We start from the raw sequence: 20394 nt of genomic DNA on the forward strand, positions 1-20394 counted from the left end.
TGGGGGGCGCCTCGGCCCGTCCGATGAAGGTTTATGCCGCCTGTTTCGGGCTGGCGATCAGGCCGAGCTTTTCCGAGCTCATCAGCTGGTCGATGTCGAGCAGGATCAGCATGCGTTCGCCGACCGTGCCCAGGCCGGTGATGTAGTCGCCGTCCGCAGCCGAGCCCATCTCGGGCGCCGGGCGGATCTGCTCGTCGAGCAGGGTGACGACGTCGGAAACGCTGTCCACTACCATGCCGATCACGTGGTTCTTGATGTTCAGGACGATCACGACAGTGAACTGGTCGTAGACCGGCTCGCCCAGGTTGAACAGGATGCGCATGTCCACGATCGGCACGATCGAACCGCGCAGGTTCTGGATGCCCTTGATGCAGGCCGGGGCGCTGGGCAGCAGGGTCGGCTCTTCGTAGCCGCGGATTTCCTGCACCTTGAGGATGCTGATAGCGTACTCTTCCTTCGCAAGGCGGAAGGACAATACTTCGTTGTCGAGGGTTGCTGCGTCCATGTGGGATTCCTGTCGTTCGGGTGAGGCGAGAGCGTAATTGCCCTAATGCAAGATACGATACCTTCAATCCGGTGCGGATTCGATGGCGAAGTTGCAAAACCGGGCAAAATTCCCTGTTTTTAGTACAGCTTATAGCGCGGCTGCAACGGAATTGACCCGTAGCATGTTCTTTGTCTCCTCAGGGAGAGGCGATTTATTTCACGACCCCTGTTTCCGCGGGCATGCCGCTCGGCGTGCCCAAAACAACAGCACCCCGACACGAGCCGGTGCGCTTGGGCAATATCACGTAGAATCCGTCAATTCCCCTGTCTTCCGGACGACCGCGTGACCGGCACTTCCCCCTCTTCTCTCCCGGCCCACAGGCCATTGCGCGCCTACCTGTTATGGCTGGTGCTGGCAACCCTGCTGCCCGGCGTGGTCGGCGCGTCCCTGCTGTTCGTCCACCAGTACCAGAAGGCCCGCGCCCAGTTCGAGAAGAACACCATGCAGACCGTGCGCGCGCTGGTGCACACGGTCGACAACAGGCTGATACAGGGCCAGTCGATCGCCCAGACCCTGTCGACCCTCGATGCGCTTGAAACGGGCGACTACGCACGGGTGCACCGCCAGGCTCGCCAGGCCCTGGTGCTGGCCGGCGGCGGCATGAACATGGTGCTGCGCGACCGCAGCGGCCAGCAGCTCGTCAACACCGCAGCCGACTACGGCACGCCGCTGCCGCTCGACCGCACGCCCGAGCTCGAGCAGGTATTCGCCACCGGCAGGCCGGCCGTTTCGGACGTGTTCATCGGCCCACTGCTCAAGCAGCCTACCGCCCGGGTCGACGTGCCGGTGCAGATGGGCGGCGAGGTGCGCTATGTGCTGAGCATTGGCATGCACCCGGCCTACTTCCAGGGCATCCTTTCGCCGAAATCGATCCCCGAAGGCGCGGTAGCGTCGCTGTTCGACCGCCAGGGCATCATTTTCGCGCGCAATATCAATCACGCCCAGTCGGTCGGCAAGCCGGTCAACCCGCTGCTGCGCAATGCGGCCGCGCGCGCCAGCGAGGGAACGATCGATTCGCGTTCGCGCGAAGGTACGCCGCTGGTGTCTTCCTTCTCGCGCTCGGCCCTTACCGGCTGGGGCATCGCGATCGGCATCCCGCGCGCCGTCCTGCGCGCCGAACTGCTTGGACAGCTGGCCATGATGGTGGGCGGCACGCTGGTACTGTTCGCGATCGGGCTGTGCCTGGCCTGGCTGATCGGCGGGCGGATGGCGCGCTCGCTGCAGGCGCTCACCGGCCCGGCCCTGGCGCTCGGCAAGGGCGACGGCGCGCAACGCGTGCCGCTGGACGAAGTCTATGTGCGCGAAGCGGCGGACCTTGCGGCGGCCATCGGCAACGCCGCCGCCCTGCTCGAAGAGCGCTCGCGCGAACTGGCGGCCAAGGAAACGGCATTGCGCGACACCCACATGCAGGCGCGCTTCGGCACCTGGCACTGGACCATCGGCAGCGAGGCCATCGAGATGTCCGACTCGGTGGTCCACATCTTCGGCCGCCAGCTGCCGCCCTTTGCCCAGCAGCGCGGCTCGGTACTGAGCGAAGAGTCGTGGCTGCAGGTCCAGCGCCTGACGGGCGAACTGGTGCGCATCGGCGGCAACGGCAAGCTGCAGCTGCACGCCACCCACGCCGACGGCCACCGCATCTGGCTCGACTACCGCTGCGAGAGCGTGCACGGCGCGGACGGGCGCGTGGTGGCGCTGCGCGGCTCGATGCAGGACGTGACCGAGCGCGTGCGCGCCGAAGAAGCGCTGCGCCACGCCGACCAGCGCAAGAACGAATTCCTCGCCATGCTCGCGCACGAACTGCGCAACCCGCTGGCCCCGATCACTTCCGGCGCGCAGCTGCTCGGCCAGGACGCGCTCGACCCGGCGCGGACCAAACAGATCAGCGCCATCATCGCGCGCCAGGCGCGCCACATGGCCGGGCTGGTGGACGACCTGCTGGATGTCTCGCGCGTGACCCGCGGACTGGTGGAACTGGCCAAGGAACGCATCGACATCAACGCGGTGGTGCTGGACGCGGCCGAGCAGGTCCAGGCGCTGGTGCGCGACAAGGGCCACCGTCTCGAGGTCCGCACCCTGCCCCAGCCCTGCCACGTCTTCGGCGACCGCAAGCGGCTGGTGCAGGTGGTGGGCAACCTGCTGCACAACGCGGCCAAGTTCACCGACCGCGGCGGCGAGATTGCCGTCACCCTGGCCGCCGGCAGCGAGCTGGTGGTGCTGGAAGTGCGCGACAACGGCATCGGCATGCTGCCGGCCGAACTCGAACGCGCCTTCGACATGTTCGTACAGGGCGAGCGCACCCCGGACCGCTCGCTCGGCGGCCTGGGCATCGGCCTGGCGCTGGTGCGCAGCCTGGTGGAGCTGCATGGCGGCAGCGTCGGCGTGGCCAGCAGCGGCCAGGGATCGGGAACGGTCTTCACGGTGCGCCTGCCCCGCTGCACCGAGCGCGCCACGGCGAGCCAGGAGGCCGCAGCCACGGCGCCGCGGCAGGACGCGAACCTGAAGGTGCTGGTGGTGGACGACAACGTCGATGCGGCCCAGGTGCTGGCGATGTATGTCGGCGCCCAGGGCCACGAAGTGCAGGTCGAGCACGACTCGCGGGCGGCGCTGGCGCTGGCCCCCGGCTTCGCGCCGAACGTATGCCTGCTCGACATCGGGCTGCCCGACATGGACGGCTACGAACTGGCGCGCCGCCTGCGCCGCGATCCGGCCACCGCCCAGGCAGTGCTGGTGGCGGTGACCGGCTACGGCCAGGAACAGGACCGCCGCAACAGCGCGCAAGCCGGCTTCGACCACCATCTGGTCAAGCCGGTGGACATAGCCAGCCTTGAAAAGATCCTGGCGGGCGTGGCCAACGCGTGACCGCGCCTAGCGCTTGACGCTGCCGAAGGGTTCGCCCTTCTTCCATGCCGGCATGCCGGGGGCGTTGGCCACCGCATAGCCCAGGTTCAGCGTGAACTGCGCCTGCTGCACCATGCCCGACAAGTCCCAGTCGGCGCGGTACTCGTCGGTCACCTGGTGGTAGTCCTTCTTGAAGCCGACCATCTTCTGGCTCGAGGCGCCATGCTGGTGCGCGAACTCGAAATGGCCGTCGCCCGAGAACACCGCCGATCCGACATTAAATGCCGGCACGCCCGCCTTGGCGAAGTTGAAGTGGTCGGCGCGGAAGTAGGCGCCCGACAGGTCGGGAATGGTCGGGGCAAGCTTCAGGCCCATGCCTTTTGCCACAAGCGCCGCGGTCTCGTACAAGGTGCTGCGCTCCGCGCCCGGCACGCCGATATCCTTGGTCTTGCCGACGAAATTCAGGCTGTCGAGATTCAGGTCGGCCGCGGTCTTGGCCAGCGGCACCACCGGGCTCTTCACATAGGCGGCGCTGCCCAGCAGGCCCTGCTCTTCGGCGGCCGGCCACAGGAAGACCTGGGTGCGGCGCGCCGGCTTCTTGACCGCCTCGGCCGCCATCGCCAGCAGCGCGGCGGTGCCGGAGGCGTTGTCGATGGCGCCGTTGTAGATGCGGTCTTTCCGGTCGCCTGCCGGGCCTTCGTCCATGCCCATGTGGTCCCAGTGCGAGGAGTACACCACCGCCTGGTCCTTGAGCTTCGGGTCGGTCCCCGGAATGAGCCCGACGACGTTGAACTGCTCGACCTGGCGGATGCCGGATTTCAGTTCCACATGGGTGGCGATCTTCAGGTCCACCGGACGGAAGTCGCGGCTTTCGGCCTGGGCGCGCAGCGTGTCGAGGTTGAAGCCGGCGGCTGCAAACAGTTCGCGCGCCGTGTCTTCGTGCAGCCAGCCTTCGACCGGATTGCCGGCGCCCGCCAGGTGGAAGCGCTCGTGCGAGAAGCCGTTGGCCGGCACGCTCCACGGATACGATGACGACGGCAGCGTATGGATCAGGAGCGCGCCGGCGGCGCCCTTGCGCACCGCTTCCTCGAACTTGTAGAGCCAGCGGCCATACCAGGTATAGGCCTTGCCCGCGAAGCGGTTCGGCTCCTGCGCGGTAGGCTGGGGGTCGTTGACCATCATGACCAGGATCTTGCCCTTCACATCCACATCCTTGTAGTCGTCCCACTTTTCTTCAAGCGCGGACACGCCATAGCCGACGAACAGCAGTGGCGCATCGAACGCCACGCTGGTACGCCCGCTGGCGGTGCCGAACACGATGCCCTTGCCGATCTCGGGCTTGAATTGCTTGCCGCCGGCCTGGAAGCGCACGCTGCTGCCCGGCAGCAGCCGGGTGCCGCGGATATCGACCTTCTGGCGGTAGCCGCCGCCGGGGATCTCCTTCAGGCCGATGATCGCGGCCTGGGTTTCGAGGTAGCGCACCGCCAGGTCGCCGCCGCGCTGGCCGGTGCCGCGGCCTTCGAACAGATCGTCGGCCAGGAAGGCCAGGTGGCCGCGCAGCACCGGCTCGGACACCGCCGGCGCCTGGGCGAAGGCAGTACCGGACAGGGTGATGGCAGCAGCGAGGGCGAGAGGGGAAAGTCGCATCGAAGATTCCGTATCAAGGTGGGCCGGCTTGGCAGGCTGCCATCTTAACCCAGCCTACATGGACCGGGCGGTCCCCATTGCCGCAGGCCGGGACCCAAGCCTATACTTGGCATCTACCCAACAGGAAGCGTCCATGACCATCACCCGCCGTACCGCGGTCGCCGTGCTTGCCGCCCTGCCCCTTACTGCCCACGCAGCACCCGCCACCAGGGAGTCCACCATGTACGGTTTGATCGGAAAAATGCGCGCCCAGCCGGGACAACGCGATGCCTTGATCGCCATCCTGCTCGAAGGAACCGCGGCGATGCCGGGTTGCCTCGGCTACGTGATCGCCAAGGACAAGCTGGATGCGGACGCGCTCTGGGTCACCGAAACCTGGGACAGCCAGGCCAGCCACAAGGCCTCGCTGGCCCTGCCACAGGTCCAGGCGGCGATCGCCAAGGGACGGCCGCTGATCGCGGGCTTCGGCGAGCGCTTCGAGACCGAACCGGTGGGCGGGCACGGCCTGAGCAAGCCGCGCTAGGGGTTCAGGCCGCGGTGGGCGCGCCGGCGAAGGGCCGTGCGTCGACCGGCAGGTCGATCACGAAGGCCGTGCCCTCTTCGGCGGAGCTGGACATCAGCACGCTGCCGCCATGGGCCTCGGCCACGCGCCGTACATACGGCAGGCCCACGCCCCAGCCCTCGCCCAGGTCCTGGTTGCCGGCGCGGCGGTAGAGCTGGAAGATGCTCTCGCTATCCTCGGGCGCGATCGGCGCGCCCTGGTTATGCACCATCACCTGCACCCGCTCGATCGTGGTCGACACGATCAAGCGGATGGCCGCGTCGCGCGCGCCGTACTTGATCGCATTGTTGACCAGGTTCTCGATGGTCCGCTGCAGCGCTTCGCGGCACCACCAGCCTTCGATCGGGTCGGCCTCGATCTGGACCTCGACCGGGTGGAAGATCTCGGCCGACTGCGCCACCTCGCGCACCAGCGCCACCATGTCCATCCGCACGAGGTTCAAGCGCACCGGGCCGGTCTTGCAAAAGGCAATCCCGTCGAGCAGTTCGCGCGTCATGCCGTCCATGCGCTGGGTGCTCGCGACGATCTTCTCGGCATAGCGGCGCACGGCGGTGTCGCTGGAAGTATGGTTGATCATCTCGGCCGCCATCTGGGCGGTGGACAGGGGCGTACGGAGGTCGTGCGCCATCGAGGCCACGAACTGCTCGCGCAGCGCGGCCTGCACCACGATGAAGGCATTCGCGCTCTCGCGGATGGTGGCGTCGATGTGGGCCGACAGGGTGGCGCGCTGGCCCTCGTCCAGTAGAACGCCATGGGCGTCGAGCTCGCGGAACATCACGTCGCGGAAGATCTGCAACTCGTGGATGACGGCGGTGGCGTCGTACATCGTCAGGCGGGCGCGCTCGCCGCCATGCTCGCTGGCGACCGCGCCCAGGTCGGAGACCACGCGCGCCGAAAAGCCGGGGGAGAGCAGCGCGGCCAGGGTGTCGAAATAGGCCGGGAGCGTATTCTCGAGGATGGGCAGCGGCAGGTCTCTCGCCTGCGGCACCTGGCCGCGCACTTCCTTCATCCAGGCGTCGATGAGCGGCGTGCGCAGCGCCACCATCGCACGCGTGATGGGCGCCAGCTCGGGATCGTCGGGGGACAGGTGCCCGGTGAGGTTTGCATTCATTACCGGTGAGGACCCTGGTCGCGTTGGCAAAAAAGAACGAGACTGGAGTCTACACGAGGGTTTTTCGGGGCGGCGCGTGAATGCGGGAGGGATAGGTAGAAGCCTATCCTATAAATATTGCCGCGACATAAGATTAGCTCATACGCCGTAGGGTGGGCAGGTTTCCTGCCCACGCGTTCCCATGACGCGTGAAGGCCCGCTCACGCCCATCCTACGATTTCAGGTACTGCATGTACTTCGCGACGCCGGCCGCGACATCCGTGAACGGCTCGGTGTACCCCGCCTCGCGCAGCGCCCCGATATCGGCCTGCGTGAAACTCTGGTATTTGCCTTTGAGCTTGTCCGGGAACGGCAGGTATTCGAGCAAGCCCTTGTCCACGATCTGCTCCAGGGTCATCGGCGCCCCGCCCTCGTTGGCCAGCGCATTGACCGTGGCCACCGCCAGGTCGTTGAACGGCTGCGCGCGGCCGGTGCCCAGGTTGAACACGCCGCGCTTGTCGGGGTGATCGAGGAAGAACAGGTTCACCTTCACCACATCCTCGATGTAGACGAAGTCGCGCTTCTGGGTGCCGGCTTCGTAGCCATCGTTGGCGCCGAACAGCTTGACCTTGCCCTCTTTCTGGAACTGGTGGTACTGGTGGAAAGGCACCGAGGCCATCGTGCCCTTGTGGCTTTCGAGCGGGCCGTAGACGTTGAAGTAGCGCAGGCCGACGACCTGGCTGCCGCTGTCCATGCCCGCTTGCATCCAGTAACGGCGCATGTACTGGTCGAACAGGAATTTCGAATAGCCGTAGACGTTCAGCGGGCGCTCGTGCTCGCGCGCTTCCTTGAACACCGTGCCGCCGCCGTACACCGCCGCCGACGAGGCGTAGATGAAGGGGATGCCTTCGCGCTGGCAGAACTCGAACAGTGCGATGGTGTAGTCGTAGTTATTCTTCATCATGTAGACGCCGTCGGTCTCCATGGTGTTCGAGCAGGCGCCCTGGTGCAGCACGGCCGTGAACTTGCCGTCGAATTCGCCGGCCTTCAGGCGCACCAGGAAGTCCTGCTTGTCGGCGTAGTCGGCCAGTTCGGCGTCGACGATGTTCAGGAATTTATCCGGACGCGACATGTTATCGACCGCGAATACGCTGAAGGGCTTGCGCCTGGAGAGCGCGTGCACCAGGTTGGCTCCGATGAAGCCTGCTGCGCCTGTGACCAGTATCATTTTCTACCTCGTTTCAATGTGCGTTTCAGGCTGCGGCCAGCATCGGCTGCAGCGGCTGCCAGACGTCGCTTGGCAGGAGTTGTTTCATGCAGTTCTGGTGGCCCAGCGGGCATTCGCGCTGCTGGCAGGGAGAACATTCGATGTGCAGCCACAGCACCTTGGCCAGTTCGGAATGCGGCGGCGTGTGGCGCGGGTCGGTCGGGCCGTAGATCGCCACCACCGGGCGGCGCAGGGCGGCGCCGATGTGCATCAGGCCCGAGTCGTTGGTCACCACCACGGCCGCGCGCGCTATCAGCGCGATCGCTTCTTCCAGCTTCGTCGACCCGGCCAGGTTGTGCGCGCTGGGGACAAGCGCGGTGATCTCGTCGCAGACCGCGCGGTCCTTGGGGGAGCCGAGCAGCAGGATCTGTGCATCCGGGCGATTGGCCAGGATCGTTTGCGCCAGCTCCGCGAAATACGATGCCGGCCAGCGCTTGGCCGGGCCGAATTCGGCGCCCGGCGCAAAGGCGACATAGGTCCCTGCCGGCAGGCCGAGGCGCGCGATGGCGGCGTCCGCCAGTTCGGGCGCGACGATCATCTCGGGCTCGGGCAGCTTCGCGGGACGCGCCAGGTGGCGCACAGGCGCGTCGGCCAGCGCCGCATAGAACTGGGCCATGGGACGCGGCGCGGCCTTGTCGTCGTGGTGCATCACGTTGACCAGGCCATAGCGCATCTCGCCCTTGTAGCCGACCCGCCGCTTGATCCCGGCCAGCCAGGGAATCAGGGCGAACTTGAGGGTATTGGGCAGCACGTAGGAATCCGCATAGCCGCGTGCCTTGAGGATTTTCGCAAAGGCGCGGCGCTCGGCCCACTGCAGCGAGCCATGCTTGAAGGGCGACTCGAGCACCGTGTCCACCTCGCGCATGGCGCGCCATACCGGGGCCACCCAGGTCGGGGCCAGCACGTCGATCGGGCGGTCGGGGTGGAGCTCGCGCAGGCGGCGCAGCAGCGGCTGCGCCATGACGGCGTCGCCGATCCAGTTGGGGGAAATGACAAGCGTGCGCAAGATGGTCCTTCGTCGGGATGGTGCGGGACCCGGGCGTCGCCAGGTCCCTGCATTCGTAATCCCGGATTATAGCAACCAGAGCGCCGGCCTTCCCGTGCCGGGCACGCCCTTGTCAGGAAGGCTCGGCGCCGGCGGTTTCCCTGACCCGGCCGTGCAGGGCCTCGCGCCAGCTGTTGCCGACGTTCGCGCACACGAAACGGCACATCGACGCCGCCTGCTGCTGGAGCATGCGCTGGTGGTTCGCCTGCAGGAATTTGCCGAGTGCTTCGTACAGGTCCCACATCACCTCTTCGGTATCGTGCGAACCGAGCTTGGCGGGAATGATGGTGTCCGGGTCGATCATGGCTTCGCGCAGGGCCGCCAGGAGTTCGGCCACCGGCATCCGGCGCCACATCGCGGCCAGGCGCGGGACGTTGTGGAAGATGTGGCGGAAGTAGATGCGGTTGGTCGAATAGGCGTCCCAATAGGCCTTGCCGCGCTCGGTCTCGCTCAGGAAAGCCTCGAAGCGCCCGAGCAGGGTCTCGTCAGGCGAGCGCACGCTGTCCTTCCTGGTCAGCACCGACACGCCCAGGCTGTTGGTGACGCGGTCGATCGGCGCGGCGATCGCGATGCGGTTGGTGTCGGACGACTTGCCCCACAGGAGGCCGACCACGAGGTTGTTGTCCTCGTCGATACGGTGCACGATGGCCGAGCCGGAATCGCCATGGTCGACGAAATCGTGGCCGCTGCCGCAAATGAACAGCATGTCCTGGAACTGCTCGAGGTTGGCGGCCAGCCCGCTGTAGTGCGTCGAGGTGATGCTGCCGGAGGTCAGGCCCGTGGACACGCCGCGCTTGGCGACGGCAAACGGCAGGTCGTCCTTGCTCAGCTCATGGGTGCCGGTGACGGCGCCGATCTCGCGGATGTAGGCCAGGCCGGTGTCGTTGTAGTAATCCAGGCTGACGATGGCGGCATCGACGTCCGAGCTGTCGAAGATATCGACCGTGGCGCCGATCTCGTCGCACTTGACCTTGGCCGGCTGGTAGACGGTGGTGCCGACGTTGCCCAGCACGTGGGCCGCCGACAGCGCATACAGGCTGCCGTCGGGCTTTTTCACCATGCAGCCGAGCGTGCCGAAGAAATAGCCGACGCTGAGCTTGGTGCCGCCGACCAGCGGCCGGTACTTGCCGTTGTCCTCGTACATGGCGCGCCGCTCGGCGGTGGCGTCGCAGCGGATGATGGGGGCGTGCTCGATGACGTCGGTAGGGAAACCGTCGACCTCGACCGGGATCTGCTCGTCCTGCGGGATGGACGCTAAACTTCGCTTTCGGCTCAGGTGCACGCAGATCGCCAACTCGCCGGTCGGCTTGCCCTGCACGCGTTTCACGCCGATGCTCGTTCCGTGTACACCCGGAATCAGCATCGCGGCGGCGTGAAAATACTCCTTCGCCTGCTTCATCTGCTCGAAGCTCATGTCGTCCATCGTCGCTCTCCCCCTAGAAAGTAACGCAACATTAAATGGCTCAAGGCCAATAAAGTGTCAATTTAGCACTAAGTTATTGCTGAGTCACCGGGTATTTACGATGCGTGCATAGAAACGGGTGGCGTGCGGCAGATAGCGGGGGTGACGATGAACATGGCCGCTTCAAGGCGGCCATGGTTGGTGAGTGCTTACAGCCGCTTCAACGGCAGCTGCCGACTTCCTTCAGCATCCTGAACTGGGCGTCCAGCATGATCGGATTCGGATCGTGTCCGGTGCGCGGCAGCATGACAAACTCCTTACGCGGCGCCTGGATGCTGTCGAAATAGCGCCTGGCTTGGGCCGGCATCGTCACCAGGTCCTGCTCGCCCTGCAGCATGAAGACCGGGACGGCGAAGTCGGTGCCGAGCTTGTACAGGTCGACTTTCGATGCGATGCCGTCGCCCTTGTAGCCGACGAATTGCAGCCAGGAGTAATCCTCGCCGGCCGTGTAGTCGGCTTCGTATTGCGCCGTCGTGTAGCCGGGCGACGGCTTCCACCAGGACTTCGGCGCCGGCTCCGTGCCAAGCGCTTCGTATTTGCGCGTGACGCGGCGCAGGATGCCGGTGTTGCGCGGGGTGGTCCAGGGCGGCGGGCCGAGGGCTTCCAGTTTGCCTGTGGCGTCCTGGTCGTTCGCGGCGCGGGCGAGCGCCAGCGTGGCGTTGTAGCTGTCCTGGTCGCCGAAGCGCCCGACCAGCTGCCCGGTGCCGACATAGCCGCAGTACAGCTCGGGCCAGGCTTTCACCATGTGCACGGCGAGCATCGAGCCCCAGGAGCCGCCCATCAGGATCACCTTGCGCTTGCCGAACAGCTTGGCCACTTCACGGGCAAGTTCGTTGCCGTCGTCGCGCAGGCGTTCGACCACCAGCGGCTCGTCCTCGCCCGGGCGATTGCGGGCGTAGGTCATGCCGGCGCCGCGCTGGTCCCATTGCACCAGGGTGAAGTCTTTTTCCCAGGATTGGTACATCTGGTCGGCGTAGGGCGTGGATGGATTGCCGGGGCCGCCGTGCACGATCAGGACCAGCGGGTTGGCGCAGTTGCTGCCCTTGATGCGCACCCACTGGTCGATGCCGCCGATGCGCAGGTAGCCTTTGGCGTCGATGGATTTGCCGGGGCTGGTGCAGACGGTTTTAGTGAAGGTGGGCGTGGCGGGGGATGCGGCTTGAGCGGGGGCGGTGCAGAGGGTGAGCAGGATGGAGAGGGCTAGGGTTCTCGTGGTTATCATGGCGCTCGTTGGTGTGTTGGTAAAGAAACATCTTGGAGAGTACAACACAAGGACCTGGAACAGTGCGTGGAAATTCACGGCGCTTGTTTTGCTGGCGTTTCTGTTCGTTCTCCCCTCCGAGGGTGAGGCAGCGTGTCATCATTTCGGGCAGCTATGGTTTTTTGCGGAACGAGACTGTTTCGTGATGCACGTACCTGCTGGGCGTGCTGTATATCGGTGCTGCCCCAGACTGAATTATCGGAGGCGCATGTTGCGCTTCGCTGCCATGCGGCACTCCGACGGCACGACATTACGCTGATTTGGCGCGGCGCCTGTCCCAAAGATGGGTTTGCTTTGTGAAGGAATGATCATGCGTCCCCTATCCTTGATTTTCTCCGCATCCCTGCTCTCGCTTGCCACTGGCAATGATCTGAATGCATTTTTTGCAGCGAAAGGCGCTGCAGATACATGCTTGTATTGCGCGCATGACAGTTGGACTTTGTTCTCTGATGATAATCCTCCGCCTGATGTTGCTGTCTCTACTCTGGACGAGGATGTAGTAATTAGAGCGTCGCACGAGGACGACTTAGCACCGTTATCAATCAATTCAGCTCTAGTTACCTCAGATAAAAAGCGGACTGATCGAGCTATGCAAGCCGTTCCACTAGTTTGCGCTAACTGCGGGTTTGTCCGGTTATTGGATTGGCGCACATTGCACCACTTGATGGCCGAACGTAATCAAGCTGTAGAGAGCAACGACAAGCATGAGTAATTTTCGCTCGTCAGTAGGGTTGAACACATCAAGGCTAAGTTCAGTAGAGCATTGCCTATGCCTGACCCAGTTGACAAAGAGGTGTTGCGACCCAATCACAAGCCTATGACAGATTTCACTCGCCATGAGCTTGATGCTCGCTTTAAAGAGAACGAAGCCAAATTGCGGTAGGCAAGGCTGAGGTAGACGCGCGCTTGGCGAACTTCGACATGAGCATCAAGACAGGTTTTGCCGAGTTGCGTGCAGAATTTGCCGAAATGCGCGCTGAGATGGCAAAACAGACAGGTGAAATGTGCACCGAAATGGCAAATGTTCGCACTGACTCGCATAAAGCAACTACTGAGGTTACCAGGTGGGTCGTTGGCTTCGGCATTGCGATCCTTGGCGCAATTTTTGCGTTCGGTCGGATGTCGGATAAACCCGCAGTCCCCCCGGCTCAACCGGTTGCGCAACAGCCGCCGATAGTCCTTGTAGTTCCCGCTGGCAGCACAGTTCTTTCTGCACCCCAGTCGCCAGCCGCGACGCCCCTGCCGCCGCCGCCGGCAAAATAAAGCATTAAGTAAAGCTAATTCCTCAAGCCCGCTAGTCGGGGCTTTTGTTTCCATCCTCGCAGCTCGCTCTTACGGCCTTTGCTCAAAGGAGGGGGGTTACAAGGAACGGTGGCAGATCCGATGTCGCGACACGACTTAGACGCTAGACGCAGAACGTCTGACACGCTGCCGGCGTGTACGCATCGCGCGCCCTCGGCGCGCGGGGCTGTCGCCGTTGGCGACAGCAAAGTGGCGATTCGGAGAGGGCTGGGCAAGCATGCCCAGCCCTTCGAATCCCCCGCGCAGGGCCCGCAGGGGCCCTGCTTCTCTCCGCCATGAAACAAAAAAAATGGCCACCCGAGGGTGGCCATTTTCTTTTGTATTCCTGGCGGAGAGAGGGGGATTCGAACCCCCGGTAGGCTATGAACCAAGTTAGCTTAAGCCGATATTCCGTATAAAAACAGTAGCTTACAACCTATGACTGCGCTATTGGTCAACGCTCCTACCGCCAATCTTCCGGCGGCAGTTAGCCACTTAAGCTCCGCAATAGCGCACCTGACCGCTGCAATTATGTCATTGGGAACTGTTTCTGCTTAAGCTCAAGGAAGGACCTTCTAGCCCGAAGGATAGTCTCGGTTACTGTTTGCATCTGCTCCGAACGCATTTCAAGTGGGTCCACATGCTCATCCTCAAAATGTAGTCCAGTAATAGCTTTTTTGAGGTCTAAAACTGCATTGCGACATATTTTCAGTTCGCCTTGATCGTTACAAACCTTAGTCAGTAGCGACGTACGAATCGATAAATCTTGCAGCGACATTTTTATCGAGTCTTCCGCCTCCTCACTTCGCTTGCTCGTGTGATAAGTCTTTGCAGCTTCGAAAATTTTAACTGCATCTTCATTTAACCCATCTGCAGTTTTTGCGATCATCTCACGACGGGCTTTATCGATATCTCGCTTAGATGATTGACGGTGAACAATTATCCAGCCGGCGATTAGACCAAAAATTTGAAGAAGTATTTGTCCAGTACTCATTATGGTTTTCTGTTTTGGGCTTCTCTTATATAACCTTCGACTTCATCTACCAACGTCGGATCTGCAGACTTTAAATGCAAAATCTGCATTATTTTCGCGGCTGGGACATTGAGAGAACGAATTAAACCTCCAAATGCTTCTTCCAAAAATGACGACCCATAGCCAATGGTGCCGTCTAACTCAACTACTATCTCTTGCCCCTCCCTGATCGCCGGTTCAAGAAACTTCTCTCTAAACGCCTCACCACTCGTGTTTCCTTTCAGCTTCGATCTCCCGGATGGGAATCTAGTGAAATCGCGAGCGATATTTACAATAATCATGATTTTCCTCCGTCTAGCGGCAACTTCCACCACAAAATGGTTCCACCTATGTCTGTCCCAATTCCGCCACTCTGGCGGGAAATCAACTCCGAGTTTTCATATTCGTACTTCATCCATCCAGTATTGCTCAACACCACCAGCGATCCATCACCGTGTTTCTGTAGCAACGATAAAACGTCTCGGGACCCTTTTCCTCTATGACTTTCGTGCGTACCTGAACGGCCATATTCCATTGCCGTCGCAATTGCTGTCGCATCGCGGTTGTAACCCTTTAGCTGTACTGCCCAATTAGCGATAAACATCTCAGGAATAGTCTCTTCAATTGTCGCGCGGTAACCACAACCTAGATCGCAAACGGCCAAGGTGAAGATTCCATCTTTGATCTGAGAGAACATCCACCACTTCGTATCGTCAAGACCCTGAAAACCATCTGCACGTGGCTTTTTATATGCATGATCAATGGAATTTGCTACAGCCTCATTCACGCTACGCCAAAGACCGCCAACCTCAAGTTGCTTAGCATGTTCCTTGTTAACACGCTCCGCGATTGCCTCGACAACAGAACCATATATCTCTCCACTCTGGGTAGCCCCCTTCGTCGCCTTCCAATAAACCACATCGTCGCGCTCTGGAATTACATCTGAGCGATCGCCGGTTAAGTTAAACATACCAATTTGCTTCATAACTTCCCGAGGGCGGCGTCTAAATGGCTCTACAAGAGTAATTGGCTTGTCATGTTCAGATAAAGCAATGATCCTATCCAACTCAGCAAAAAGAAGAATGGCCCCTGGCACATGAAAGTATTCGGTGTAGGTGAACTTCAACCTAACTTTTCTTCTCTCGCTTAGCACGGCCCTAGAGACTGCACGCAAGAACGAGACAACCTCAATTCCATGGCCCTTTGTCAAGTTGAAGTCACGTGGTGCAAATATTACATCGCCTGGCTTGATATATCTTGCCAGTTGACTCTTCCGAACTGAGCCTTGCCTCCTGACCTTAGAAGTTTCCCTATACCTTTTTATTCGCAACTGTCGGTTTCTTTCTTCCTCTGACAATCTCTTCAATGCGTATCCCCTGGACTGCAGCTATGCAGATCTCTAGTCATATTTTGTTGTACGTTCACAATACGGTCTTGTTTCCTCTCAACCGCATTACGTTACCTATGTCAGGATGAGTGGCGAAAATACAACCACACACAGGCACTATTCTATAGTAAGCATGACGGCCAACGGGCTGAACTCGAGCGAACCCGGGGTATAGACGAAACCTACAAAAGGTTAATGGAAATCAACGGTTATCCATGGCGCCGCTCGCCGCACCATGAGCAGGGCAAGAGCGAGCGGCGCGGTGGGTAACCAGGCCCCGTACGCACGACAAGGGTTGTTGAAAACCCCTTCAAGGTCTATTCTGTTAACTTCGAGGAGTGAAGATGGCAAGAAAAGACAAATACCCGACCCCACCTGTCCAGAACATACATCCACCTGAACGCGCGACGGAGCTTGTTCGCATTGCGAATGACGCCTTGAATCGATTCTCGGGTACGGCAGATGAACTAGAGAAGGCACTTGGTATGTTGATGCTGGGGGACTACATGGGTTGGAGGGTCCTTGTCATCATCCACAACAAGCGAACGATCAGAAAGTACGAAGAGATCCTAGGGATCTCTGTTCGTGAGTTCTTCCCAGAGGAGGGACCCGTCGCAATGCGCTCACTGGGCTATAGCATTGCTACAGAGCTGGGCAACTTCTGGAAGGTCGTCAGCGGCGACATCTCCGTCGAGGACAGACGCGAACTCGCAGGAACGAATGGCAACAAGGGGTAATCAATACCCTTGATAAGGGGTAACCAATACCCATAGCATAGGGGACATGAATACCCCTATGCACTCATATCCCTTTTCGGGACAAACAGTACCGGGCTCGGCAGCGGCCGCCGCTGCGGACGCAAACGAGCCCGGTGCGCAGTTCCCCCCGTCTGGTAATACGGGGGGAAAGTTTCCACCCGAAGATCCAGGGACGACTCACCCGTATGCCGCGATCACGGATTACCTGAACTGCACATTCGCGTTCGGAGAGTTCGTAGACGCGCTACCGAAATTCGTCCGCCAGCTCATAAGCGTCCTCGGTGCGAAGTTTGGTCCCGTCGTTGAACGTACTGGCAAGGGACACATAGGGTATAAGAAGTCCTTCGTGTTCGGCAGCACCTCGGCGCTGTTTGCTTATGGTGGTCAACGCGGTACGGCGCTCATTAGCTTACCTGGCGAAGCCTGTTCAATCATCCGTGATTGGCCTGCGCTCTTATCCTTCCTCTCTTCGCTGCCCTCGTCCCGCATCACACGTTGGGACGGTGCTGTCGACGACTTTACCGGCTTCCACTCTGTCGACTACGCGGTCGCATGCTATTGGCGTGGCGACTTCAACGCAGGAGGCAAAGCGCCTTCGTGCAACCAGAACGGCAACTGGATACAGCCAGACGGTTCAGGGCGGACGTTCTACGTTGGTAAGCGTAAGAATGGCAAGATGCTTCGCGTTTATGAAAAGGGAATGCAGCTGGGGCAGCGCTGGCATCCGTGGGTTCGATGGGAGGTCGAGCTTCACAACGTCGACCGGGTGATTCCTTGGGAAGTTTTGCTTGAGCCGGCGCGCTACGTTGTCGGGAGCTACCCGAAGGCGCTTTACTGGGTGCAGGAGGAAATGTGCAGGATCCGAACTATCCAAAATCAGACTCAGCTTAGCTACGAGCATTTGGTCGAGTATGCAAGCCGCGCATATGGTCCGCTGCTGAACGTGATGAGGGATGTCGAAGGCACCTCGGACGCTGTTTTAGAACGGCTGTATCGAATCGGAACGCCGCGTCGTCTACAACACCCGCTTGTCGATTCGCCGAGCGACTTCATCACGCCAGATGGCACGGAGAAAGACGAGGTGAAGGCATGACTGCGCTTCAATCCATGTTCTTGTCCAAGGAAGAGCTACAGGCCTTAACCAACCGCGTCCAGTACGCCGCCCAGGTGCGTACCCTACGCGGGATGGGGATACAGCACTGCGTGCGGCCTGATGGCTCTGTCGCGGTCATGCGCGGCCATATCGAGACGCTTTTCGGGGTCCAGGCCCGGAACGCTACACGAGCGCCTATTGAACCAAATTGGGGAGCACTACATGCCGCGTCAACGTAGACCAGAAAACAAGGGGCTTCCATCGCGGTGGAGATTCGATCATGGCGCGTACTACTACCAGGTTCCGATCGGTGCCGAAGGCGCATGGGACGGTAAGCGTTCATTTAGGCTGGGGAAGACGCTACCGGAAGCGTACCGCGCCTGGGCTGACCGCATTGGCAGCGTCGATCAAGCAGGCACGATTGGTGCACTGCTGGACCGTTATGCGCTCGAAGTGATTCCAACCAAAGGGGTATCGACACAAGCTCACAACCGAGTGGCGATCAAACCGCTGCGTGCCGTATTCGCTGACGTTCGCCTGCATGATTTAAAGCCGAGGCATGTCTACTTGTATGTGGAAAAGCGAGTGGCTAAAACAGCTGCACGACGCGAAATCGAGATCCTCTCGCACGCCTTTACGAAGGCCGTCGAGTGGGGGTACATCGACCGCCATCCGTTCAAAGGCGAGATCCGATTGACCGGCGAGAAGCCTCGGGAACGGTACGTGGAGGACTGGGAGATTGTGGAGTGCCTTTCCCTATCTTCACGCCGCACCGCTGGAAGTATCAAGGCCGTTCAAGCATACATCCGTCTCAAACTATTGACGGGCATGCGCCGCGGCGATCTTCTGCGTCTCTCAGTGTTTGACCTTAAGGATGACGAGATCCACGTCACGCCGCGAAAAACACTTGGGACGACCGGGAAACGGCTGATCATTCGATGGTCTGATGAGCTGCGCGAAGCGGTGCAGCTGGCGAAAGATGTCAGTCCCAGCAGTCAAACCGCTTACCTCTTCTGCACGCGAATTGGCGAATGCTACTTCGATGAAGATAGTGGGCGGGCTGGTGGATGGGACTCGATGTGGCGTGGATTTATGACGCGGCTGTTGTTGGAAACTAAGGTGGTCGTTCGTTTCACCGAGCACGATCTACGTGCGAAATGCGCTAGTGATGCGAAGTCACTTGAGCATGCGCGAAGCTTGCTCGCACACGCCGACAGCCGCCTGACTGATCGGGTCTATCGCAGGAAGCCTGAAATGGTCGACCCGCTGCGCTGACGGGTGCAGGCGGTTGCGACCTCCCTGCTGTTCAGCTATCATCAAACGAGGCCGGATCGAGGCCTGGCAGCCCACCTTGCGCACCCGGACGGGACGATCACCTTCACCTTTTTCAGAGATCCTCTTTTATTGCGGGATCCAGTAGTGGGCGCTGGACTTACCGCATGAAGGAGTTTCTCATGCATACGGAACACGTTTTTTCTTCAGTCGCCTTCGGCAAGTGGAGACAACAAGCACGCGACTTAAAGCGGTCGGGTGACATGTCGCACCACCAAGCACTAGACCTCATTGCTAGAGCAAATCGCTTCAAGGATTGGCATCATGTCGTCACGGAGGCCAAGCTCAATCGCATCAGCGAAACAGCTTTTCGGTCAGGCCTTGTAGTCGCATATGACATCAAGGACGCGATGCAAAGCTGGGTTCCGGACGACTCATTTGTTGACGATTCACGGGCCTACCTCTTTTGTCAAAATGACGTGCTTGCCTGGTATCGGCGGGGCGATGAGGAGGCCGAAGGCGAGGAGAAACGTGCCATTCCAAGCGATCCGGCTGAATACATGGAAGATTTTGAAGAGTGGTGTATGAACGTCCATTTCTTCAGATACGTTGGCCCGAGTTTGCCCTCTACACCGACAAAGGTCCTGCCACTGTTGAACGAGCGATGCTTCTTCGCTCCGATATTTTTCTGGCATGGTGGGAGGTTCATCGACCCTTGGCGGGACCTGGCTGTTAACGATGTCCTGGACATGAGCGGACAGACCGAGCCAACCATAAGCAATTCGATAAGATAGACTGCGCTTCTAAACCTTCGAACCAGCCTCCGCAAGTTTCGTATGCGCGAGGTTCCATTGTTGTGCCAGCGCTGCGCCTGACGGCCATTGGGCCAAATCCAGCGGAAGCATCAAGGAAGCTCCGGTTAGGACGCGGTACGTCGCGTCTGTAATTTCGGGGCTCACCCACACCGTCCGAGTCTTGGGATCCACTGCAATCAGCCCCAGGTCCCACAGAGTGTGAATGTCTGCGCGAAGCAGTAAGCCGTTCGTAATCGAGTTCGTCTCTGGCCCTAGGTACGGCGTGATGTGTGCGGCCTCTAGTAGAGGCGTCACTGAACAGCCAGTAATCGCACAGTGCCCACCATAGGCGGCAATCAGGGTCTTCCGGAACTTTTGCTGCCCTCGCCGCCGTACGATTTCACGCAAGACTCGTTCGCGTGCGTCCTCATGGCTTTTCGGAACAAACGGTTCACTTAACGCGGACTCGATTTTGGCTACCTGCTGTCGGTGTGGCCCATACTCAGCCTGCTTCTTTTCAGGAAGAGCGCCAACAGCTTGGAGGTATTTTTGATAGTTGCTGAGTGCGGCTGCGTACATCCCGTTACCGGTCTCATTCCGGTCAAGGAATTCGGGGGTTCGCCTCAACTGCTCAGAAATGGCAATGAATTCTGAAAGGTCGGGAATTTCTGCTATCGGCTTTGTCGTGAGCCCGTGACTGTGGGCCCAGTTGGTCAAGCGTCCCTTGATTGCGCCCTGGTAACTGGTGGCAGATTTCTCAGATAGCCCGGTCGATTTCATCCATTCGATAAAGTCCATACGCTTGCCCAAAAGATATTGAACAAGCAAGATAGCATCGAACTGAATAGCGCACATCAAATCTATAGCGCAAATGCAAAGGGCCGCTCGAAAGCGGCCCTAGTAGAATCTTGGCGGAGAGACGGGGATTCGAACCCCGGGTAGGCTATGAACCTACACACGCTTTCCAGGCGTGCGACTTAAACCACTCATCCATCTCTCCTGATGGTGCTCGTGTCTCCACGAAGCCGCCTATTATATCAAGGATTCTCTTCTATACAAGACTGTTCCGGCATCGCGG

The 20394-nt window shown here is 60.5% G+C and carries 20 protein-coding genes and 1 tRNA gene; 9 read left to right on the forward strand and 12 right to left on the reverse strand.

What is annotated here, in order from left to right:
• Positions 1-31 precede the first annotated feature (31 nt).
• On the reverse strand, positions 32-505 hold the full coding sequence (locus tag AC3XQU_RS10600; protein ID WP_489874119.1) for a chemotaxis protein CheW: 474 nt from the start codon (positions 503-505) through the stop codon (positions 32-34).
• 324 nt (positions 506-829) lie between these two features.
• On the opposite strand from AC3XQU_RS10600, the gene AC3XQU_RS10605 reads away from it, so the two are divergent.
• Positions 830-3406, forward strand: a complete 2577-nt coding sequence (locus AC3XQU_RS10605) for a hybrid sensor histidine kinase/response regulator (protein WP_489874120.1) — start codon at positions 830-832, stop codon at positions 3404-3406.
• Between the two features lie 6 nt (positions 3407-3412).
• On the opposite strand, the gene AC3XQU_RS10610 is transcribed toward AC3XQU_RS10605, so the two are convergent.
• Positions 3413-5032: a M28 family peptidase gene (locus tag AC3XQU_RS10610; RefSeq protein ID WP_489874121.1), complete on the reverse strand. Its 1620-nt coding sequence runs from the start codon at positions 5030-5032 to the stop codon at positions 3413-3415.
• Positions 5033-5165: 133 nt separating this feature from the next.
• Between AC3XQU_RS10610 and AC3XQU_RS10615 the strand changes: the two genes are divergently transcribed.
• Entirely contained in the window at positions 5166-5555 is a 390-nt protein-coding gene (locus tag AC3XQU_RS10615; RefSeq protein ID WP_489874122.1) for a putative quinol monooxygenase, read from the forward strand.
• A 4-nt stretch (positions 5556-5559) separates the two neighbouring features.
• On the opposite strand, the gene AC3XQU_RS10620 is transcribed toward AC3XQU_RS10615, so the two are convergent.
• The 5 genes from AC3XQU_RS10620 to AC3XQU_RS10640 form a co-directional block, all read right to left on the reverse strand.
• The gene (locus tag AC3XQU_RS10620) at positions 5560-6705 is read right to left on the reverse strand and encodes a sensor histidine kinase (protein WP_489874123.1); all 1146 of its coding nucleotides are present in this window, start codon (positions 6703-6705) and stop codon (positions 5560-5562) included.
• Positions 6706-6916: 211 nt separating this feature from the next.
• Positions 6917-7912 (reverse strand): ADP-glyceromanno-heptose 6-epimerase, encoded by a 996-nt coding sequence (rfaD, locus tag AC3XQU_RS10625; protein WP_489874124.1) that lies wholly within the window; start codon positions 7910-7912, stop codon positions 6917-6919.
• Between the two features lie 25 nt (positions 7913-7937).
• Positions 7938-8960, reverse strand: a complete 1023-nt coding sequence (gene waaF / locus AC3XQU_RS10630; protein WP_489874188.1) for a lipopolysaccharide heptosyltransferase II — start codon at positions 8958-8960, stop codon at positions 7938-7940.
• Between the two features lie 109 nt (positions 8961-9069).
• On the reverse strand, positions 9070-10419 hold the full coding sequence (locus AC3XQU_RS10635; RefSeq protein ID WP_489874125.1) for a chymotrypsin family serine protease: 1350 nt from the start codon (positions 10417-10419) through the stop codon (positions 9070-9072).
• Between the two features lie 199 nt (positions 10420-10618).
• Positions 10619-11680 carry an alpha/beta fold hydrolase gene (locus tag AC3XQU_RS10640; protein ID WP_489874126.1) on the reverse strand — a complete coding sequence of 354 codons (1062 nt, stop codon included), beginning with the start codon at positions 11678-11680 and terminating at the stop codon, positions 10619-10621.
• A gap of 349 nt (positions 11681-12029) precedes the next feature.
• Between AC3XQU_RS10640 and AC3XQU_RS10645 the strand changes: the two genes are divergently transcribed.
• Positions 12030-12431 (forward strand): hypothetical protein, encoded by a 402-nt coding sequence (locus AC3XQU_RS10645; protein ID WP_489874127.1) that lies wholly within the window; start codon positions 12030-12032, stop codon positions 12429-12431.
• A 209-nt stretch (positions 12432-12640) separates the two neighbouring features.
• On the forward strand, positions 12641-12982 hold the full coding sequence (locus AC3XQU_RS10650) for a hypothetical protein (RefSeq protein ID WP_489874128.1): 342 nt from the start codon (positions 12641-12643) through the stop codon (positions 12980-12982).
• 547 nt (positions 12983-13529) lie between these two features.
• Here the strand turns inward: AC3XQU_RS10650 and AC3XQU_RS10655 are convergent.
• Genes AC3XQU_RS10655 through AC3XQU_RS10665 form a run of 3 tightly spaced genes read right to left on the reverse strand, consistent with a single transcriptional unit; the run spans position 13530 to position 15138 of the window.
• Positions 13530-13994, reverse strand: coding sequence for a hypothetical protein (locus AC3XQU_RS10655; protein WP_489874129.1), 465 nt, complete (start codon positions 13992-13994; stop codon positions 13530-13532).
• A complete protein-coding gene (locus AC3XQU_RS10660) occupies positions 13994-14314 on the reverse strand; it encodes an STAS-like domain-containing protein (RefSeq protein WP_489874130.1) in 321 nt (106 codons plus the stop codon). The genes AC3XQU_RS10655 and AC3XQU_RS10660 overlap by 1 nt, the downstream gene beginning before the upstream one ends.
• Positions 14311-15138, reverse strand: a complete 828-nt coding sequence (locus AC3XQU_RS10665; protein ID WP_489874131.1) for a hypothetical protein — start codon at positions 15136-15138, stop codon at positions 14311-14313. Before AC3XQU_RS10665 ends, AC3XQU_RS10660 begins: the two co-directional genes overlap by 4 nt.
• A gap of 605 nt (positions 15139-15743) precedes the next feature.
• Between AC3XQU_RS10665 and AC3XQU_RS10670 the strand changes: the two genes are divergently transcribed.
• From AC3XQU_RS10670 to AC3XQU_RS10690, 5 genes are all read left to right on the forward strand, one after another.
• Positions 15744-16136 (forward strand): hypothetical protein, encoded by a 393-nt coding sequence (locus AC3XQU_RS10670; protein ID WP_489874132.1) that lies wholly within the window; start codon positions 15744-15746, stop codon positions 16134-16136.
• Between the two features lie 46 nt (positions 16137-16182).
• Positions 16183-17250, forward strand: coding sequence for a replication initiation factor domain-containing protein (locus tag AC3XQU_RS10675; RefSeq protein ID WP_489874133.1), 1068 nt, complete (start codon positions 16183-16185; stop codon positions 17248-17250).
• 14 nt (positions 17251-17264) lie between these two features.
• Positions 17265-17489 carry a DUF4224 domain-containing protein gene (locus tag AC3XQU_RS10680; RefSeq protein ID WP_489874189.1) on the forward strand — a complete coding sequence of 75 codons (225 nt, stop codon included), beginning with the start codon at positions 17265-17267 and terminating at the stop codon, positions 17487-17489.
• Positions 17449-18525, forward strand: a complete 1077-nt coding sequence (locus tag AC3XQU_RS10685) for a tyrosine-type recombinase/integrase (RefSeq protein WP_489874134.1) — start codon at positions 17449-17451, stop codon at positions 18523-18525. Before AC3XQU_RS10680 ends, AC3XQU_RS10685 begins: the two co-directional genes overlap by 41 nt.
• A gap of 164 nt (positions 18526-18689) precedes the next feature.
• Positions 18690-19316: a hypothetical protein gene (locus AC3XQU_RS10690; protein WP_489874135.1), complete on the forward strand. Its 627-nt coding sequence runs from the start codon at positions 18690-18692 to the stop codon at positions 19314-19316.
• A gap of 9 nt (positions 19317-19325) precedes the next feature.
• On the opposite strand, the gene AC3XQU_RS10695 is transcribed toward AC3XQU_RS10690, so the two are convergent.
• Both AC3XQU_RS10695 and AC3XQU_RS10700 read right to left on the reverse strand, forming a co-directional pair.
• Positions 19326-20114, reverse strand: a complete 789-nt coding sequence (locus tag AC3XQU_RS10695; RefSeq protein WP_489874136.1) for an HNH endonuclease — start codon at positions 20112-20114, stop codon at positions 19326-19328.
• Positions 20115-20225: 111 nt separating this feature from the next.
• Positions 20226-20316: transfer RNA gene (locus tag AC3XQU_RS10700), tRNA-Ser, on the reverse strand.
• Between the last annotated feature and the right edge of the window lie 78 nt (positions 20317-20394).

The organism is Telluria sp. AZSoR62 (assembly GCF_058111565.1).

Excerpts from the sequence above, each read along its gene's own strand:
- AC3XQU_RS10650 (WP_489874128.1), top strand. The coding sequence starts at position 12,641 with ATGAGCATCAAGACAGGTTTTGCCGAGTTGCGTGCAGAATTTGCCGAA.
- AC3XQU_RS10680 (WP_489874189.1), top strand. The coding sequence starts at position 17,265 with ATGTTCTTGTCCAAGGAAGAGCTACAGGCCTTAACCAACCGCGTCCAG.
- rfaD (WP_489874124.1), bottom strand. The coding sequence starts at position 7,912 with ATGATACTGGTCACAGGCGCAGCAGGCTTCATCGGAGCCAACCTGGTG.
- AC3XQU_RS10615 (WP_489874122.1), top strand. The coding sequence starts at position 5,166 with ATGACCATCACCCGCCGTACCGCGGTCGCCGTGCTTGCCGCCCTGCCC.
- AC3XQU_RS10640 (WP_489874126.1), bottom strand. The coding sequence starts at position 11,680 with ATGATAACCACGAGAACCCTAGCCCTCTCCATCCTGCTCACCCTCTGC.
- AC3XQU_RS10690 (WP_489874135.1), top strand. The coding sequence starts at position 18,690 with ATGAAGGAGTTTCTCATGCATACGGAACACGTTTTTTCTTCAGTCGCC.
- AC3XQU_RS10695 (WP_489874136.1), bottom strand. The coding sequence starts at position 20,114 with ATGGACTTTATCGAATGGATGAAATCGACCGGGCTATCTGAGAAATCT.
- AC3XQU_RS10675 (WP_489874133.1), top strand. The coding sequence starts at position 16,183 with ATGAATACCCCTATGCACTCATATCCCTTTTCGGGACAAACAGTACCG.
- AC3XQU_RS10670 (WP_489874132.1), top strand. The coding sequence starts at position 15,744 with ATGGCAAGAAAAGACAAATACCCGACCCCACCTGTCCAGAACATACAT.
- AC3XQU_RS10620 (WP_489874123.1), bottom strand. The coding sequence starts at position 6,705 with ATGAATGCAAACCTCACCGGGCACCTGTCCCCCGACGATCCCGAGCTG.
- AC3XQU_RS10655 (WP_489874129.1), bottom strand. The coding sequence starts at position 13,994 with ATGAGTACTGGACAAATACTTCTTCAAATTTTTGGTCTAATCGCCGGC.
- AC3XQU_RS10635 (WP_489874125.1), bottom strand. The coding sequence starts at position 10,419 with ATGGACGACATGAGCTTCGAGCAGATGAAGCAGGCGAAGGAGTATTTT.
- AC3XQU_RS10660 (WP_489874130.1), bottom strand. The coding sequence starts at position 14,314 with ATGATTATTGTAAATATCGCTCGCGATTTCACTAGATTCCCATCCGGG.
- AC3XQU_RS10610 (WP_489874121.1), bottom strand. The coding sequence starts at position 5,032 with ATGCGACTTTCCCCTCTCGCCCTCGCTGCTGCCATCACCCTGTCCGGT.
- AC3XQU_RS10645 (WP_489874127.1), top strand. The coding sequence starts at position 12,030 with ATGCGTCCCCTATCCTTGATTTTCTCCGCATCCCTGCTCTCGCTTGCC.
- AC3XQU_RS10600 (WP_489874119.1), bottom strand. The coding sequence starts at position 505 with ATGGACGCAGCAACCCTCGACAACGAAGTATTGTCCTTCCGCCTTGCG.